This is a genomic window from Sediminibacterium sp. KACHI17 (assembly GCF_040362915.1).
Lineage (GTDB): Bacteria > Bacteroidota > Bacteroidia > Chitinophagales > Chitinophagaceae > Sediminibacterium.
In genome coordinates, this window is the sequence record NZ_AP029612.1 from 789,019 (window position 1) to 804,530 (window position 15,512).

Annotated in this window: 16 protein-coding genes and 1 tRNA gene; 10 read left to right on the plus strand and 7 right to left on the minus strand. The window is 40.0% G+C overall.

From position 1 onward, the window contains the following. Positions 1–22: 22 nt before the first annotated feature. On the plus strand, positions 23–799 hold the full coding sequence (locus ABXG83_RS03370; RefSeq protein ID WP_353550077.1) for a LytTR family DNA-binding domain-containing protein: 777 nt from the start codon (positions 23–25) through the stop codon (positions 797–799). Here the strand turns inward: ABXG83_RS03370 and ABXG83_RS03375 are convergent. The 3 genes from ABXG83_RS03375 to ABXG83_RS03385 all read right to left on the minus strand — a co-directional run bounded on the left by ABXG83_RS03375 (position 780) and on the right by ABXG83_RS03385 (position 5,563). Beyond that, entirely contained in the window at positions 780–3,065 is a 2,286-nt protein-coding gene (locus ABXG83_RS03375; RefSeq protein WP_353550078.1) for a tetratricopeptide repeat protein, read from the minus strand. The two genes, ABXG83_RS03370 and ABXG83_RS03375, sit on opposite strands and share 20 nt — an antisense overlap. A 188-nt stretch (positions 3,066–3,253) precedes the next feature. Next, on the minus strand, positions 3,254–4,282 hold the full coding sequence (gene tsaD, locus ABXG83_RS03380; protein ID WP_353550079.1) for a tRNA (adenosine(37)-N6)-threonylcarbamoyltransferase complex transferase subunit TsaD: 1,029 nt from the start codon (positions 4,280–4,282) through the stop codon (positions 3,254–3,256). A gap of 30 nt (positions 4,283–4,312) precedes the next feature. After that, complete coding sequence (locus ABXG83_RS03385) at positions 4,313–5,563, minus strand: ABC transporter permease (protein ID WP_353550080.1); 1,251 nt, start codon at positions 5,561–5,563, stop codon at positions 4,313–4,315. A gap of 13 nt (positions 5,564–5,576) precedes the next feature. Between ABXG83_RS03385 and ABXG83_RS03390 the strand changes: the two genes are divergently transcribed. The 5 genes from ABXG83_RS03390 (at position 5,577) to ABXG83_RS03410 (ending at position 9,882) form a co-directional block, all read left to right on the plus strand. Further along, a complete protein-coding gene (locus ABXG83_RS03390; RefSeq protein WP_353550081.1) occupies positions 5,577–5,705 on the plus strand; it encodes a hypothetical protein in 129 nt (42 codons plus the stop codon). A 141-nt stretch (positions 5,706–5,846) separates the two neighbouring features. Beyond that, positions 5,847–6,515, plus strand: coding sequence for a succinate dehydrogenase cytochrome b subunit (locus ABXG83_RS03395; protein WP_353550082.1), 669 nt, complete (start codon positions 5,847–5,849; stop codon positions 6,513–6,515). 93 nt (positions 6,516–6,608) lie between these two features. Then, positions 6,609–8,582 (plus strand): fumarate reductase/succinate dehydrogenase flavoprotein subunit, encoded by a 1,974-nt coding sequence (locus tag ABXG83_RS03400; protein ID WP_353550083.1) that lies wholly within the window; start codon positions 6,609–6,611, stop codon positions 8,580–8,582. Positions 8,583–8,715: 133 nt separating this feature from the next. Continuing rightward, positions 8,716–9,111, plus strand: coding sequence for a GxxExxY protein (locus ABXG83_RS03405; RefSeq protein ID WP_353550084.1), 396 nt, complete (start codon positions 8,716–8,718; stop codon positions 9,109–9,111). A 9-nt stretch (positions 9,112–9,120) separates the two neighbouring features. Continuing rightward, entirely contained in the window at positions 9,121–9,882 is a 762-nt protein-coding gene (locus ABXG83_RS03410) for a succinate dehydrogenase/fumarate reductase iron-sulfur subunit (protein WP_353550085.1), read from the plus strand. Positions 9,883–10,029: 147 nt separating this feature from the next. Here ABXG83_RS03410 and ABXG83_RS03415 read toward each other — a convergent pair whose 3' ends face one another. After that, positions 10,030–10,542: a DUF4199 domain-containing protein gene (locus ABXG83_RS03415; protein WP_353550086.1), complete on the minus strand. Its 513-nt coding sequence runs from the start codon at positions 10,540–10,542 to the stop codon at positions 10,030–10,032. 119 nt (positions 10,543–10,661) lie between these two features. Beyond that, positions 10,662–11,135 carry a LuxR C-terminal-related transcriptional regulator gene (locus ABXG83_RS03420; protein WP_353550087.1) on the minus strand — a complete coding sequence of 158 codons (474 nt, stop codon included), beginning with the start codon at positions 11,133–11,135 and terminating at the stop codon, positions 10,662–10,664. Between the two features lie 53 nt (positions 11,136–11,188). Here ABXG83_RS03420 and ABXG83_RS03425 point away from each other — a divergent pair, with 53 nt between their 5' ends. After that, positions 11,189–11,920, plus strand: coding sequence for a methyltransferase (locus tag ABXG83_RS03425; protein ID WP_353550088.1), 732 nt, complete (start codon positions 11,189–11,191; stop codon positions 11,918–11,920). 61 nt (positions 11,921–11,981) lie between these two features. Here ABXG83_RS03425 and ABXG83_RS03430 read toward each other — a convergent pair whose 3' ends face one another. Beyond that, positions 11,982–13,181: an NAD(P)-dependent oxidoreductase gene (locus ABXG83_RS03430; RefSeq protein WP_353550089.1), complete on the minus strand. Its 1,200-nt coding sequence runs from the start codon at positions 13,179–13,181 to the stop codon at positions 11,982–11,984. 109 nt (positions 13,182–13,290) lie between these two features. Here ABXG83_RS03430 and hscB point away from each other — a divergent pair, with 109 nt between their 5' ends. The 3 genes from hscB (at position 13,291) to ABXG83_RS03445 (ending at position 14,640) form a co-directional block, all read left to right on the plus strand. Then, the gene (gene hscB, locus ABXG83_RS03435) at positions 13,291–13,764 is read left to right on the plus strand and encodes a Fe-S protein assembly co-chaperone HscB (RefSeq protein WP_353550090.1); all 474 of its coding nucleotides are present in this window, start codon (positions 13,291–13,293) and stop codon (positions 13,762–13,764) included. 49 nt (positions 13,765–13,813) lie between these two features. Next, positions 13,814–13,897 (plus strand) — tRNA-Leu (locus tag ABXG83_RS03440). A gap of 338 nt (positions 13,898–14,235) precedes the next feature. After that, the gene (locus ABXG83_RS03445) at positions 14,236–14,640 is read left to right on the plus strand and encodes a hypothetical protein (RefSeq protein WP_353550091.1); all 405 of its coding nucleotides are present in this window, start codon (positions 14,236–14,238) and stop codon (positions 14,638–14,640) included. A gap of 146 nt (positions 14,641–14,786) precedes the next feature. On the opposite strand, the gene ABXG83_RS03450 is transcribed toward ABXG83_RS03445, so the two are convergent. Next, a complete protein-coding gene (locus ABXG83_RS03450) occupies positions 14,787–15,464 on the minus strand; it encodes a hypothetical protein (protein ID WP_353550092.1) in 678 nt (225 codons plus the stop codon). Between the last annotated feature and the right edge of the window lie 48 nt (positions 15,465–15,512).

Consider the following 15,512-nt stretch of genomic DNA (forward strand, 5'->3'; position numbering starts at 1 on the left):
ACAAAAGACTAATATCCCTTCAATGTACCGATGTTTGATTGCCGACGATAATATCATTGAAAGAGACCTTCTCTTCATGCACCTTTCCTCCATTGAAAAAATAAAAGTGGTAGCAATTTGCAGCTCTGGTGAAGAAGCCCTCAAATACTTGAAAGAATCAACTGTTGATATCGTTTTATCAGATATCGATATGCCGGGTATCAGCGGAATTGGTTTAATGAAAGAATTGAAAAAACACCCGGTGTTCATATTTATTTCATCGTATACAGAGTATGCAGCGGAAAGCTATAATCTGGATGCGGTTGATTACATCGTGAAACCTGCCTCATTAGAGCGTGTACAAAAATCAATTGACAAAGCCATTGAATATATTGAAATAAAAAATCGCGTTCATATTGATACAGATCGTTTAACAAGCGGACAGGAACTTCATGAGATCGGAAGCCATATCTCAACAGACGGTTTCTTCTTTATACGCGAAAACAATAATTATACAAAACTCAATATTCAGGAAATCACTTTCATTGAAAGTATGGGAGACTTTTCTAGGATACATACCATCGGACAAAAGAAATTTGTTGTTCTTGTCAATCTGAAAAACATAGAGAAGCAACTATCTCAAAAAATATTCAAACGTATACATCGTCAGTTTATCATCAATATCCTGCATGCGAATACGATCAATGGTAATGAGATCGTATTGGATGATAAAAATGTAATTCCGCTGAGTGTTTCTTATAGACAAAATCTGGTAGAGTCTGTTTTAGAAAAAAAATTACTCAAACGTTTTGGTGACTGATATCATTGACACTGACCAATTCGATCCTTGCCCGCGTCCCCTTTCCTACTTCACTACTGAATTGAATAGATCCATTCATCAGTTGTACAAAGGATTTACACAATAGCACTCCTAACCCATTTCCTTTTTCCTGGCTGGTTCCCAGAGAAGAGTTGACAAGTTTTGCAACAGGATCATTGATCAATTGTAATTTCTCATCTGCAATACCGATTCCATCATCTTCGATGATGACATGGCTGCTATTCGAATCCTTACCGATACAAATATGGATCGTACCATTTACATGACTAAATTTTATCGCATTACTGATCAGGTTCCTGATAACAGATAACAACATTTCCCGATCTGCCAATACATTTACGTTTGCATCAACATCCTGTTCGATCTTCAGTTGTTTTTGTGTAATACTATCCGAAAAGCCCGAAAGAGCATGTTGCAAGATACTGTTGAGTTCTAATGGGGTCAGTTGTGGCGCAAATCCTTTCATTTGAGTACTGGCCCATTTAAGAAGATTATCCAATAATTCTTGAGTATAACCAAGCGTATTTTTCAACTGATGGGTGTATACACGCAGCTTTTCTTGTGACAGTGTTTGATTTTCGAGCAGGTATGTGAACGCCATCAGTGAATTGATCGGCGTGCGCATGTCATGGCTAATGGTTCCTAACAACTGATCCTTCACATGCACCAATTCCTGAAGTGAATCTTTTTGATCAGAAATGATCTGATTCAGTTTTTTTGTACGGCGTTGACTAAAGAAAATAATAGTACCTCCAATGATCAATACGATCACAGAAGCCAGAAAGAATAAATTCAAATACTTGTTGAACCTGATCTCGAGGGTTTGATTATCGATCTGCTTTTTTGAAATAGCCTGTTCATAGGCAAGCTTATCTTTTTGTTGTTGGAATGCATTTGACTGAAGCAGCGCTTCATTCTCCAATTTGGCTCTTTGTTGGAGAAACAGCAATCGTTGAACACTTTTTTCTTTTTCTGCCAAAGCCAGCTGATTCTTTCTTTGTTCTGCCAAAAGCACTTGTTGTTTTAATTCATTGTCAACTTGCTGCTTACTATACTCATAATCTCTTTCCTTTAATTCATAATTCAGCGAAACTTGTTTTAATGAGATCTCTTTTTCTTTTTCAACACCATAAATACTATCCCGAATAACTATGAATTTCTTATAGTAAACCAAGGAACTATCATAGTTATTCGCTTCTTCATAAAAACGGCTTAATTGCTCATATCCTGTTCGCAGTGTGGTTAGTGATTTACAGTCTTCTGCTAACAGGATTCCCTTTTGAATTGATAAAAATCCATTCACCTGCTCCTTTGTTCTCAGATAATGCATCCCTATTCGCACTAAATTATCTGCAGCTACAGCATGTGTTTCATGCTGCTGATCGATTTCTACAGCTTTCTTGAAATAGGTCCTCGCTTTCTCTTTTTCGCCGGAAGCTTCATAGATATCTGCCATATCCGCATAGATGGTTGCTGCTGACGGTAAATCATCTACATTAAAGGCAATCGGTAGTGCTTTGTTTAGTGCACTCAATGCCAGCGAGTACCGTTTTACGGGGGTAATACCCATGGCAACCAATTCTTTTTCCGTTGCCTTCATATACGCTGTGGCCAATGCCTGACTAGCAACTGCAACACCTCTACCTTTCGGATCATCCGCTTCAAATGCATTGAGTGCTTTTGTCAAATAAGGCAGCGCCTGCACAATTTGGTTGAGTTCTATATAAACCAGCGCAATGTTCATATAAGAACTGACCACATTACCCATCACACCTAATTGCTCATTTAATTGAATGGCCTGTTGAAGTGTTTCAAGTGACTTACCATAATCTTTAACATCCATATACAGCGCACCGATATTCAGGAGTATGCCGGCTTCCCCGCGTGCATAATTATATTTGAGTGAGGTTTCATACGCTTTCTGATAATAGTTCAATGCTTCAAAATATTGAGAAGAGCCATGAAACAGTCGACCCAAACGTTCATACAAATCAACCATGAGCGGATACTTTTTTAATCGCTCCGCCAACGCAACTGCGCTGTCTACATAAACCACTGCCATTGGATAATTTCGCATGGCACCATATTGGCGAAATATATTTCGGTAGTGGATCACTTTAAGTGAATCCTGCGCTTTATAAGACTTGTTCACTTGTATTAAACTATCCAATCGTTTTTGTTGTGCCGGAACAAAAACAGAAAAGCAGATACAGGTGATCAATAAAATACACCTGATCATTTGCATGTATGGGAGTTAAGATCAGAAAAGAAAAAAATGGTCGCAAAAAAAGAAGGTCCTTTTAGACGGGGCAAATGATAAGCACCCAATGAAATGTCATAGGTCATTTTCTCATGTCAGTTTTCAAATGAAAAGATAACAATAAATACTACTTGTGAGGAATTTCACTGCAGATTACACAAAAACAATGAGTATTACCATATTGCTCTGGCACTGGGTCCTGCATCTAAATCCACAAAATCTTTCTGTAAATATTTATGATATGCCGTGATAGCGATCATCGCCGCATTATCCGTACAATATTCAAAAGAAGGTACATAGGTTTGCCATCCATGTTTTTGACCTGCATCTTTTAAAGCTTGTCTCAGGCCGCTGTTTGCACTCACTCCACCGGCAATGCATACTTGTTTAATGCCTGTCTGTTGTACCGCCAGCTTCAATTTTTTGATCAGAATATTCACGATGGTAAACTGAATAGAAGCACAGAGATCAGGAAGATGATCTTGGATGAATCCGGGCTGTTGCTTCTGTAAGAAATACAATACAGATGTTTTCAAGCCACTGAAACTAAAATTCAGTTCGGGGATCTTGGGTTCTGCAAAACTGAACGCCTTGGGGTTTCCTGTTTTTGCATACTGATCGATCAAAGGTCCGCCGGGATAAGGCAAGCCCAATAATTTTGCGGTTTTATCAAATGCTTCACCAGCGGCATCATCGATCGTTTCTCCAATCACTTCCAGATCCAGTGGCGAGCGGGCCAATACGATCTGTGTATGTCCACCACTTACCGTTAAGCATAAAAAAGGAAAGGATGGAGACGGTTCCATGATCAAGTTAGCCAAAACATGTGCCTGCATATGATGTACGCCGATCAGTGGAACATGTAAGGATAATGCCATTGATTTTGCAAACTGAGCTCCTACCAACAAGCTTCCGATAAGACCGGGAGCCTGTGTAAATGCAATAGCATTGATACTTGAGAGTTGACAGTTAGCAGCAGACAGCGCTTGCTGTACCACCGGAACTATATTCTGCATGTGAGCACGACTTGCCAATTCAGGCACTACACCACCATACTGCTCATGTACTGATTGGTTTGCGATGAAGTTCGATGCTATCTTTCCATCCTTACATACCGATGCAGAGGTTTCATCGCAGGATGATTCAATAGCTAATATGGTAATTGATGAACTGATGACTCTATACTTTAAATGAGTCTGCAAAATTAACGCTAAGAAAAGAGTTGCGGCCTATTATTTTGTTCTGATCGCCACTACCGGATCCATTCTTGCAGCAATAGAAGCTGGAATGATCCCGGAAATGATTCCCAATCCAATACAAATGCTTAATGCGAGAATGATAATATTGGGTGCGATATATATTGGGAAAGGAAGTACAGCACTCAAGACCAACGACATCAACCATACCAAGGCCAATCCGATCAATCCACCGATGATACAGAGAAATGCACTTTCCAATAAGAACTCAGTTAAAATGGTTCTCTTCTTTGCACCGATGGCTTTTTTCAATCCGATCTGACTGGTTCGTTCACGAACGGTCACGAACATGATATTGGCCACACCGAATGCACCAACAATCAAACTCAATCCGGCAATGGCCCATCCTCCGGCACTCACCTGACCAAAGAAACCACTTACCTGTTCACTGAATTGTGCTACATCATTACAAGAGAAATTATTTTCCTCAGCAGGACTAAGTCTTCTGAGTTGTCGCATAACGCCGGTCAATTCATCTGCCAACGCTGCGGAAGATATATTGGGTTTGCCCTGTACCATGATCACAGGACTATTCAGATCCGGATTGTATACACTTGCGAAATAATTATAAGAAACCAATACGGATTGGTCATAATCAAAGCCTCCTATGAAACTTTGACCTTGTTTTTTTACAACACCTACTACATTCAATCGTTTACCATTATAACTGATTTGCTTACCGACCGCCTTTTGAGGTGAACCGAATAATTGTTCCGCTACAAAAAAACCAATGACCGCCGATGTGGTGCCACGTAAAAATTCAGCCTCATTTAAATAACGCCCCTGATCGATATCAATGGTTTGAATAGCATTGTATTCTTGTGTAATGCCATAAAGATTGATATTGCTGAGGATATTGTCTTTATAGCTGATATTGGAAGTAGTGTTGACAAAAAAAGCAATATTGCTGGCGAGCTGACTTTTTGTTTTAATGAAACTCATTTCTGATTCTTTCATGGGTGGGCGCTTTACAAACTTCCACCAGGGATAATCAGGTCCACCGCCACTATAATCCCATTTATCGATATAAATGGTATTACTGCCAAATGCTTTGATATCGTTCTGTACTTTCCTTTCCAAGCTATCAACGGTAGCCAGAACGCCGATGATACAGAAAATGCCAATGGTGATCCCAAACAGCGACAAGAAGGTACGTAGTTTATTGACCCTCAACTCCTGAAGCGCCATTCGGAAACTATTCCATAATATGCTAAGCAGTTTAAACATATCCAAATGTAAGGTGTCAACAGGAATCGATCGAGAGAATTTTATGGGTGGAATGATGGATAAATCAGGACGTATCCCACAGGTAATGAAGGAAATGTTCAAAGAGGAGGAGAACAAGGCTATTCCAAGTTCAACAACATAAAAAACTGGCTTAAAAGCGAGAACAATTGCTCATTTCATGTTGTTTATCAACAATATGCATGAAAAAAGTTTTTCGTTTGAGAAATAGCTATCACCTTCTGTGCTATTTTTGCAGCGATTTCTTAAAACATAAACTTGCGATATGACCTGGAAACAAGTATTTATTTCATCAGTTGGAAAGAAGTTGGTCATGGGACTAACCGGTATTTTCCTGATCCTCTTTCTGATCGTTCATGCCGGATTGAATGCCTGTATCTGGGCCAATGACGGTGGTGAAATGTTTTTACATGCAGCCCACTTCATGGGTGGCAACTGGGTTCCCCGCATTCTTGAGATCGGTCTTTTTGTAGGTTTTATCCTGCATATCTACCAAGGCTATCTCCTGACCCTTGAAAACAGAAAGAAACGTTCTGTTGGTTACGCAGTAGCATACAGTGATGGCAGCAAATGGTATAGCCGCAGCATGGGATTACTGGGCACACTGATCCTGTTATTCCTGATCATGCACATGTCTCATTTCTGGTTTCCAAACAGATCTAACCAAGGATTTCTATTAGGCCCAGAGATCAACCTGTATGAAAAAATGAAAACTGAATTCAGTGTTCTGTGGGTTGTGATCGTATATGTGATCGGTTGCATCTCATTGGCTTATCACCTGGCACACGGTTTTCAGAGTGCGTTCAAAACTTTAGGAGTACACAATAAAAAATACAATAGAATGCTGGTAAGCATTGGATACGGATTCTCAGTGATCGTACCACTGGTTTTCGCAATGATGCCTATCAGTTTTTATTTTAAATGGATTCAATAGGTGAATGGTCAATTGTGAATAGAGTAGTAATAATTTTCACAATTCACAATTGACAATTCACCACTCACTTTTTCACTTCAAAAATCGTCTCGTATGCTGAATGCGAAAATTCCCGCAGGACCTCTAGAAAGTAAATGGACAGATTACAAAGGACATTGTAAGTTGGTGAATCCTGCCAACAAGCGTAAGCTGGAAGTGATTGTTGTAGGTACCGGTCTTGCCGGCGCATCTGCCGCAGCATCCCTGGGAGAACTGGGTTATAAAGTGAAAGCATTTTGCTTTCAGGATTCACCTCGCCGTGCTCACTCTATTGCTGCACAAGGAGGTATCAATGCTGCTAAGAACTATCAAAACGATGGCGACAGCGTTTTCCGTCTCTTCTATGATACTATTAAAGGTGGTGACTACCGTGCACGTGAAGCAAACGTTCACCGTTTGGCTGAAGTGAGTGCGAATATCATTGACCAGTGCGTGGCACAAGGTGTTCCCTTTGCACGTGAATATGGTGGATTATTGAGTAACCGCTCTTTCGGTGGTACACAAGTACAAAGAACATTCTATGCTGCCGGACAAACCGGACAGCAATTATTGATAGGTGCATACCAGGCTTTAGAGCGTCAGGTGGCTTTGGGTAATGTGAAAATGTATAGCCGCCATGAAATGCTTGAGATCGTTAAGATCGATGGTAAGGCTCGTGGTATCATTGCACGTGATCTCGTGAATGGTAAATTGGAACGCCATTTCGGTCATGCTGTATTGCTTTGCTCAGGTGGTTACGGTAACGTATTCTACTTATCCACCAATGCGATGGGTAGCAATGTAACGGCTGCATGGAAAGCACACAAACAAGGTGCTCTGTTCGGCAACCCTTGCTTTACACAAATTCACCCTACCTGTATCCCAGTAAGTGGAGACCATCAGTCTAAATTGACATTGATGTCAGAGTCACTCCGTAATGACGGACGTATCTGGGTTCCTAAAAAACAAAACGATACCAGAAAAGCAACCGATATTCCAGAGGAAGAGCGTGATTACTATCTGGAAAGAAGATATCCGGCTTTCGGTAACCTTGTACCAAGAGATGTAGCATCACGTGCTGCTAAAGAAAGATGTGATGCAGGCTATGGTGTAGGTTCTTCTAAACAGGCGGTTTATCTTGATTATGCTTCTGCGATTGAAAGATATGGACGTACCGAAGCCAATAAACAAGGTAAGAACAATGCCAGCATGGACGAGATCATTGCCATGGGTAAAGAAGTGGTAAAGGAAAAGTATGGCAACCTGTTTGATATGTATGAAAAGATCACCGGTGAAAATCCATACGAAGTACCCATGCGCATCTACCCTGCTGTTCACTATACCATGGGTGGATTATGGGTAGACTATGAACTGCAAACCACTGTTCCTGGATTATATGCTTTGGGTGAAGCGAACTTTAGTGATCATGGAGCCAACCGTTTAGGTGCTTCTGCCCTGATGCAGGGATTGGCAGACGGTTACTTTGTAATTCCATATACCATCGGTAACTATCTTGCTGATGAGATCTACAGCAAAGCCATCTCTACAGATCATCCTGCGTTTGCAGAAGCTGAAAAAGCAGTGAACGATCGTATTCATCAGTTGATGAACATTAAAGGAAAACAATCTGTAGAAAGTTTCCATAAGCGTTTGGGTAAGATCATGTGGGATAAATGCGGTATGGCTAGAAATGAGCAAGGCTTGAAACAAGCGATCGCTGAGATCCAGGCATTGAAAAAAGAATTCTGGAGCGATGTTCGTATCCCTGGTGAAATTGAACAAATGAATCCGGAGCTGGATAAAGCCAATCGTGTCGCCGATTTTATTGAGTTAGGAGAATTGATGTGTATCGATGCATTGAATCGTAATGAAAGCTGTGGCGGTCACTTCCGTGAAGAATCTCAAACAGAAGAAGGTGAAGCTTTACGTGACGATGCTAACTATATGTATGTAGCTGCATGGGAGTTCAAAGCCGAACACCAGTGGGAATTACATAAAGAGGCATTGAATTATGATGTAATTAAGCCAAGTCAGCGTAATTACAAGTAGAATGAGACCGCAGATTTTTATGATTGATTATGATGGTAAAAAATCATAATCAATCATAAAAATCTGCGGTTAATAAATAGTCCATAAGAAAGAAAAGGGTAGTAATCTATTACTTACCATAAATTTCTGATCAATGGATGATAATTTTAAGCACACAGCTCTTACAAATAAAATTATAAGATGCTTTTATACAGTTTATAATCAACTGGGATTTGGTTTTTTAGAGAAGGTTTATGAAAAATCACTTTTAATTGAACTTAGAAAAGAAGGCTTAAGTGCCACCAGACAAACTCAATTGAAAGTGTTTTATAATCAAATAGAAGTAGGTGATTATTTTGCGGATATAATTGTTGAGAATGAAGTTATCATTGAGGTCAAAACCGCGGAAGGATTGATTGAGATACACGAAGCGCAATTGATCAATTATTTGAAAGCAACTAACATTGAAGTCGGACTCTTGCTTAACTTTGGGAAAACACCCCAGTTTAAGAGAAAGGTCTTCAGTAATAAATACAAGAAACACTTATAACATCGGCATATGGAACATTATCACATGAATCTGAATCTCAAAGTATGGAGGCAAAAAAATAATGCCAGCAAAGGAGAGTTTAAACTGTACAGAGTTGAAAACATTTCTTCAGAAATGAGTTTTCTGGAAATGTTCGATGTGCTGAACGAGCAATTGATCCGTGACGGAGAAGATCCGGTTACGTTTGACCATGATTGCCGTGAAGGTATCTGTGGTGCTTGTTCGATGTACATCAACGGAAAACCACATGGTCCATGGCAAGCAAATACCACTTGTCAATTGCACATGCGTGCTTTTAAAGATGGTGATACCATCGTTGTTGAGCCATGGAGAGCCAATGCATTCCCTGTGATCAAAGACCTGATGGTAGACCGTTCTGCATTCGATCGTATCATTCAAGCAGGTGGATATATCAGTGTAAATACCGGTAACGCCGTTGACGGCAACGCCTTACCTATTGAAAAAGATAAAGCTGACAACGCATTTGCTGCTGCCATGTGTATTGGTTGTGGAGCATGTGTTGCTGCATGTAAGAACAGTTCAGCGATGTTGTTCCTCAGCGCTAAGGTATCACACCTGGCACTATTGCCACAAGGCGCTCCTGAACGCAAAACTCGTGTAATGAACATGGTTGCTCAAATGGATAAAGAAGGTTTTGGCGCATGTACCAATACTGGTGCTTGTGAAGCTACCTGTCCAAAAGAAATTTCCATCAGCAATATCGCTCGCTTGAATCAGGAATATTTGATGGCGAGTTTGACAGCGGAGTAAACAGCTGCTAGCTTCAAGCTGCAAGTAATAAAAGAAGAGCGCATCTGAATACCAGATGCGCTCTTCTTTTATTATATTCATAAGAAAGATCTATCAACATACACTTGCAGCTTGGCGCTTGCAGCTTGTAGCTTACAGCTTGCACCTCTACTTTCTCTTCAACAACAAAGCACTAATTAAAGAAACAAGCAATCCTACCGGTAAGATTTCTGCATAGGTCATCAGGGCATTAAAAAGAGGATTTTTATACCATTTTGCGAAACTGGCCATTTCGGCTGTTTGTTTGGCCAGCTCAGCCTCGGTCGCTCCTGCCGCTTTCGCTTTGGCAAGTTCTATTGCAGCATATTTCTCAGCGAAATCAGGGAAAAAATAAAAATATTCTATCAGCCAGGTGACAACATAAAAAGTAGAGGCGATCAGCGCAATCAATAAACCGATCTTAAATGCTTTTCCAAAACTGATCACACCATTGTTGTATCGGTCACGGAAACTTTTAATTCCTACGAAAATAAAAGCAAAAGCCAGGATCATGGATGCATACCCATAGATCATTCCATTTTCATGATCGCCGGAAGACTTAAAATACATGGTCGATGCAACCATCAAGACACTTACGATCAATCCGGCGATGATTCCATTGACAAGAACAACTTTTTTCATATTGTGTGGGTTTAGGGTGAAAAATGAAGTGCTAAAATCGGATACCGGTCCTTTTTTTCATTCATACTTTCGGGTGATTTTGCCGCTATTCTGTTGGAATCATCCAAAAGCATGAAGGATCATGCGATCAAACCGATCTTTTTAGCCTTTTCAACGGCCTGTGTTCTTCTTTGTACATCCAGCTTCTCAAAGATTCGGGCTGCATGGGTCTTTACTGTGTTGAGAGAGACAAACAAAGTGGCACCAATTTCCTGATTACTCATCCCCCGCGACATTAACTGCAGCACTTCCAATTCCCGTTCACTGATCCCTAAGCTTTCCATTTCTTTTTTATTCACTTCAAAAGGCAGCGATGGATCACGATAGATGGTTCTTTCAATGATGCGGGTTTCGGTTTTGGGTTGGGTCAGTTTTCTGGAAAGCCAGATACCCAGTCCGGTAAAAAAAAGAGCGATCATGCCCGCATAGATCTCAAAAGAATGTTGATAGATGAGGAACTTCAATTCCAGCCACCTCAATAACAATAAAAGAATAGCGAGTGCCAGACCATACAATCCCACCGTCTTGTATCTACCGAAAAACGTTGCTTTCATCTTCTCTAAGATAATAAGTCCTTTTCAAAACCTTGCAACATTACCTTTGCATGATGCCTAACTCCTATTTCCAATTCAAGCAATTCACCATTCATCAGGATCAGTGTGCGATGAAGGTTTGTACCGATGCTTGTTTGTTTGGTGCATGGGTGGCAAGGAAAATGGGAAGTAGACCGTTGACAGATGACAGTAAGAGTGATCGTAGGGCTTTGGATATTGGAACAGGTACTGGCTTATTGGCACTTATGCTGGCGCAAAAATTTGATGGTACCATCGATGCCATCGATATTCAACCGGATGCCGCACAACAGGCTTCCGAGAATGCCGGTAATTCACCGTGGAGCAACCATCTGCATATACATCATGCAGATCTTACAGAATGGCAGGCGGAAGCTTATGATCTCATTTTATCCAATCCTCCTTTTTATGAGCATGATTTAAAAAGTCCGGATAGTCAACGAAATCTTGCTTTACACGATACCGGATTAACCCTGCTATCCTTATTCGAAAATGTAATTCGATTACTCAAACCCAATGGCAAATTCGCATTGCTTCTACCCGCATTCCGAGGTAAGGAAGCTATTGACTTAGCAAAACAATGGGGACTCACCGCCACGGAAACGATGCAGGTTTGTCAGACAGAAAAACATACTGCGTTTAGGGTAATGTTTTGGTTTGAAAAAGCTAAGACTGTCGGTGAAGCGAAGAACATTCGCATCAAAGAGAATGGAACGTATACAGAGGCTTTTATTGAGCTGCTGAAAGATTATTATTTGGCATTTTAGTTGCCACTGAAAACACAGAAACGATTCAGTGCGCTTCTGTGTTTTCAGTGGCAATAAAAAATCAATGCGCCGCATAATCCGCTAAATAATCAAAATGCGCAGTCAGTTTCCCTTTTGCAAGAATCGTAGCACGATCAATGGTTTCACTGCCGCCTTTTCTGATGTCTTCCAACACATATTTGATCAGTTGTTCACCAAAATATTTACTGGCATCGCGAGGCAATTCATTCGGCAAATTGCCCACTGCCATTACATCTATACTGTTAGATAAATAAGGTGCCGTTTTTTCAAATGAAGATCGATCCACGCCATAAACAGGATCTTCAATACTACCATCCCCTAAATTACAAGGAACACTCCCACCTTTATCATCAGTGATATCTGCTATGGTTTGAATACGAAAATCAGCTGCACGTAAATCATCCATTTCAAACAAACGAGGAATATGATGATCCCAATAAATCCCGTTCATCAGAATATCTGTATCCGCACAATATTGTTTGAAGATGCACTCATATTCTTCCGGATGATGATGAAAATGATCCCGCTGATACGTTCGATTGATCTTATGTCTGTACAGATCACTTCCCTTAAGGTGTACATAGACCGGATAGGTAAAAGAACGATTCAGGTATTCATCAGGTTCTACTTCCTGAACATCCATCAAATTCATGATCTCTAAGATACCATGTGCTACACGCCCACTACCCGTAACTGCAATTTTGATATTGGGTAGCTTGAGACCAAAATAAGTATGGATCAGTTCACGATAGTCTTTTACTTCCACTACCCTGTTCAAATGATAGGCTCCTGTTCTATTCCCATAACATAGGATACCATTATGCGCTCCTACGATTCCGGCAAAAAACCCAAAACCAATGATGCGTTGTCCATCGGTATGTTCCAGGCACTCATAATCTACCAATGTGATGTTTTGATCCATCATCGCATGTAATAAAGCCTGATTGTAGGGTTGTTTTTTCTTGGTATGTGAAAAGAACAGGTAGGTTTTATTAGGGATCAGCATGTTCACGGGTACTTCTTTGATACCCAGCAGAATTGAACAGTCAGACAGGTCTTCGGTCACTTCAATACCGGCATCGATATACTCCTGATCCGTAAAGCAGCGATTAGGCGACTGCTGTACCCTTATCTTCAAATCAGGAATGTTCTTCTGCAACCACTTGCATTGTCCGGGCGTCAGCGCCACACGATTATCCGCCGGAATTTTTCCCTCTCTGATAAGTCCGATAACGAGCATTGGAGTAATTTTGGGCAAGATAGTGAGTAGTGAGTAGTCAATAGTGAGTATTTTATGAAAAGTACTCCACTCACCATTGATTACTCGCTACTCACCACTCACTACTTATATGAACCATTTCGAATTATTCAACCTGCCCATTACCCTGCAACCTGATACGAGTCAGCTGTCGAAGCAATATTTTGAGTTACAGCGAAAGTATCATCCGGATCGTTATGTACAGGCTACGGAGGAGGAGCAGGAAGAAGCGTTGCAGGTCTCGGCACAGATCAATAAAGCATTTAAAACGCTGAAAGACCGTGATGAGACCATCAAATATGTATTACAATTGAAGGGATTATTGGAAGAGGAGGAAAAATACCAGTTATCCCCCGATTTTTTAATGGAAGTAATGGAGCTGAATGAGCTCCGGGAAGAGGGTGATACTGACAATATTACTGCTACTATTGATCAATTGAAAACACAGATCTATGAACCCGTGGAAGCGATTATTACAAATTATCAGGAGGGTATTACTACCGAAAAAGAGTTGTTGCAAGTAAAGGAGTACTATTTTAAAAAGAAGTATTTGGATAAAATTTGAAAAGTGTAAAATTTTCAAATTTTATCGTATCATTGCAGCCCGATAAAAAGCCCAGATGGCGGAACTGGTAGACGCGCTAGACTCAAAATCTGGTTATCGCAAGGTAGTGCAGGTTCGATTCCTGTTCTGGGCACAAAAGCAGCAATTCATTTGCTGCTTTTTTTTTGCAGTTGTGCGAATAGACTTTACAAGAATTCTTGTAGTACCAAGTGTATCATACAAAGGAATATTTACTACAAGAGACCAGTTTAGTTTATCATATTATTACAGCAGATTACATCTATTGACCAGGGTTATTAGGCATTTATACTTGCTGCTAACAGTAGTAGGAATGTTAAAAATGACCAAGCATCAGTTACCAACTAGATACAAAGACACTTTAACTTATTGCAATATTAATCAGTCGTAATTTTACATTTCAAATTTCATGTCGAAATTTATTTATTAAATCCAATCATCTAAAATCCTTTTATGAAAAACAAACTCCATCAGTTCGTATGCTTAGGCATGATTTGCCTCATACTCCTTTCAGGTTGCGCTAAAGACAATAATAGTTTAGCAGCCTTTCAACCTGAGATAACAAATGCAGCAGATAATTTTCAATTACAAACTACAAATGTTACATCAACAACTACTACTATTGATTACAACTGGACAAATTCAGGCTCAATGGCTACCATCAATAAATCAGGGGTACTCAATGCCGGAACTGCAAAAGTTACGATCATCGACAAAAACGGAACGACTGTATTAACATCAGATTTAAAAGTTACGGGTGATGAGACAACCAATGTGGGAGTATCCGGCATTTGGAAAATACGACTAGAGCTTTCTTCTTATAGTGGAACACTTAACTTTAGGGTACAAAAGAAGTAACCATTGAAGTATTTATTTTTCGGAAGTTAGCAGCTCAGCTGTTTAAAAAAAGAGCCCACAAAAAATCCAATCAAACCTGATTACTGCAATCTGATTTTGATTGGATTTTTTGTGATTTATATATGAGCATCGGCATTTTAAATGAATTACTTTTTTATTTTAGGAAAATCAATCTCTTCAAATTCAAATTCCTCCACCCTCTCTGTTGGACAATAATTAACAATCGTAGGAAACAAATGCGCTTTTGCCGCATCAACCATTAATATTTTTCTACCACTACCATATCTTGATGGCGTGAAATGGATCATAGCGATCCCATGTTTCTTTTGAATGATTTGAATAGTTACTTTATCCCCACCATAACGACTATTCCGCTCGATGGTAAATGTATCTCTCCCATGATACTTTATGCGTTTAATCCAGGAAGGCTCCGGTCCTTCTACTGTATGATCGATGGTGGTGGTATCGGTAATACGAAATCGAAAAATACAACACCCATCTGAAGCATGGTAGGTATAGTATCGCCCTTTATAGCGATAAAGCTGCACCCAATTTCGGGGCAATTCTTTACTCGGCTTACCGTAAACTTTTTGTACAGGTCTTTCCAGACAACGTAACCCATCAAAATAAGTACTGGAATCAAAATGATCAAATTGATACTCGGTGATGTGTTTTCTAAATAGAGAAGTATCACTTTTATCAATAAAGATGGCATGATAAAATGCATATGGCGTATCGGCTACCGTTCTTTTGATAAAAGTGGTATCCTGGGCATCTGTAAAAGCAACCACACAGATCAGTATCATGGTGAAATACACTTTCATCATCCCTATTTTTGATATAGATGCTATTTTAAGGATATTACACATCAT

Bases quoted from the DNA above. Each gene is read 5' to 3' on its own strand.
- ABXG83_RS03370 (WP_353550077.1), top strand. From the start codon at position 23: ATGTACCGATGTTTGATTGCCGACGATAATATCATTGAAAGAGACCTT.
- ABXG83_RS03375 (WP_353550078.1), bottom strand. From the start codon at position 3,065: ATGCAAATGATCAGGTGTATTTTATTGATCACCTGTATCTGCTTTTCT.
- ABXG83_RS03385 (WP_353550080.1), bottom strand. From the start codon at position 5,563: ATGTTTAAACTGCTTAGCATATTATGGAATAGTTTCCGAATGGCGCTT.
- ABXG83_RS03395 (WP_353550082.1), top strand. From the start codon at position 5,847: ATGACCTGGAAACAAGTATTTATTTCATCAGTTGGAAAGAAGTTGGTC.
- ABXG83_RS03400 (WP_353550083.1), top strand. From the start codon at position 6,609: ATGCTGAATGCGAAAATTCCCGCAGGACCTCTAGAAAGTAAATGGACA.
- ABXG83_RS03405 (WP_353550084.1), top strand. From the start codon at position 8,716: ATGGATGATAATTTTAAGCACACAGCTCTTACAAATAAAATTATAAGA.
- ABXG83_RS03410 (WP_353550085.1), top strand. From the start codon at position 9,121: ATGGAACATTATCACATGAATCTGAATCTCAAAGTATGGAGGCAAAAA.
- ABXG83_RS03415 (WP_353550086.1), bottom strand. From the start codon at position 10,542: ATGAAAAAAGTTGTTCTTGTCAATGGAATCATCGCCGGATTGATCGTA.
- ABXG83_RS03420 (WP_353550087.1), bottom strand. From the start codon at position 11,135: ATGAAAGCAACGTTTTTCGGTAGATACAAGACGGTGGGATTGTATGGT.
- ABXG83_RS03425 (WP_353550088.1), top strand. From the start codon at position 11,189: ATGCCTAACTCCTATTTCCAATTCAAGCAATTCACCATTCATCAGGAT.
- ABXG83_RS03430 (WP_353550089.1), bottom strand. From the start codon at position 13,181: ATGCTCGTTATCGGACTTATCAGAGAGGGAAAAATTCCGGCGGATAAT.
- hscB (WP_353550090.1), top strand. From the start codon at position 13,291: ATGAACCATTTCGAATTATTCAACCTGCCCATTACCCTGCAACCTGAT.
- ABXG83_RS03445 (WP_353550091.1), top strand. From the start codon at position 14,236: ATGAAAAACAAACTCCATCAGTTCGTATGCTTAGGCATGATTTGCCTC.
- ABXG83_RS03450 (WP_353550092.1), bottom strand. From the start codon at position 15,464: ATGAAAGTGTATTTCACCATGATACTGATCTGTGTGGTTGCTTTTACA.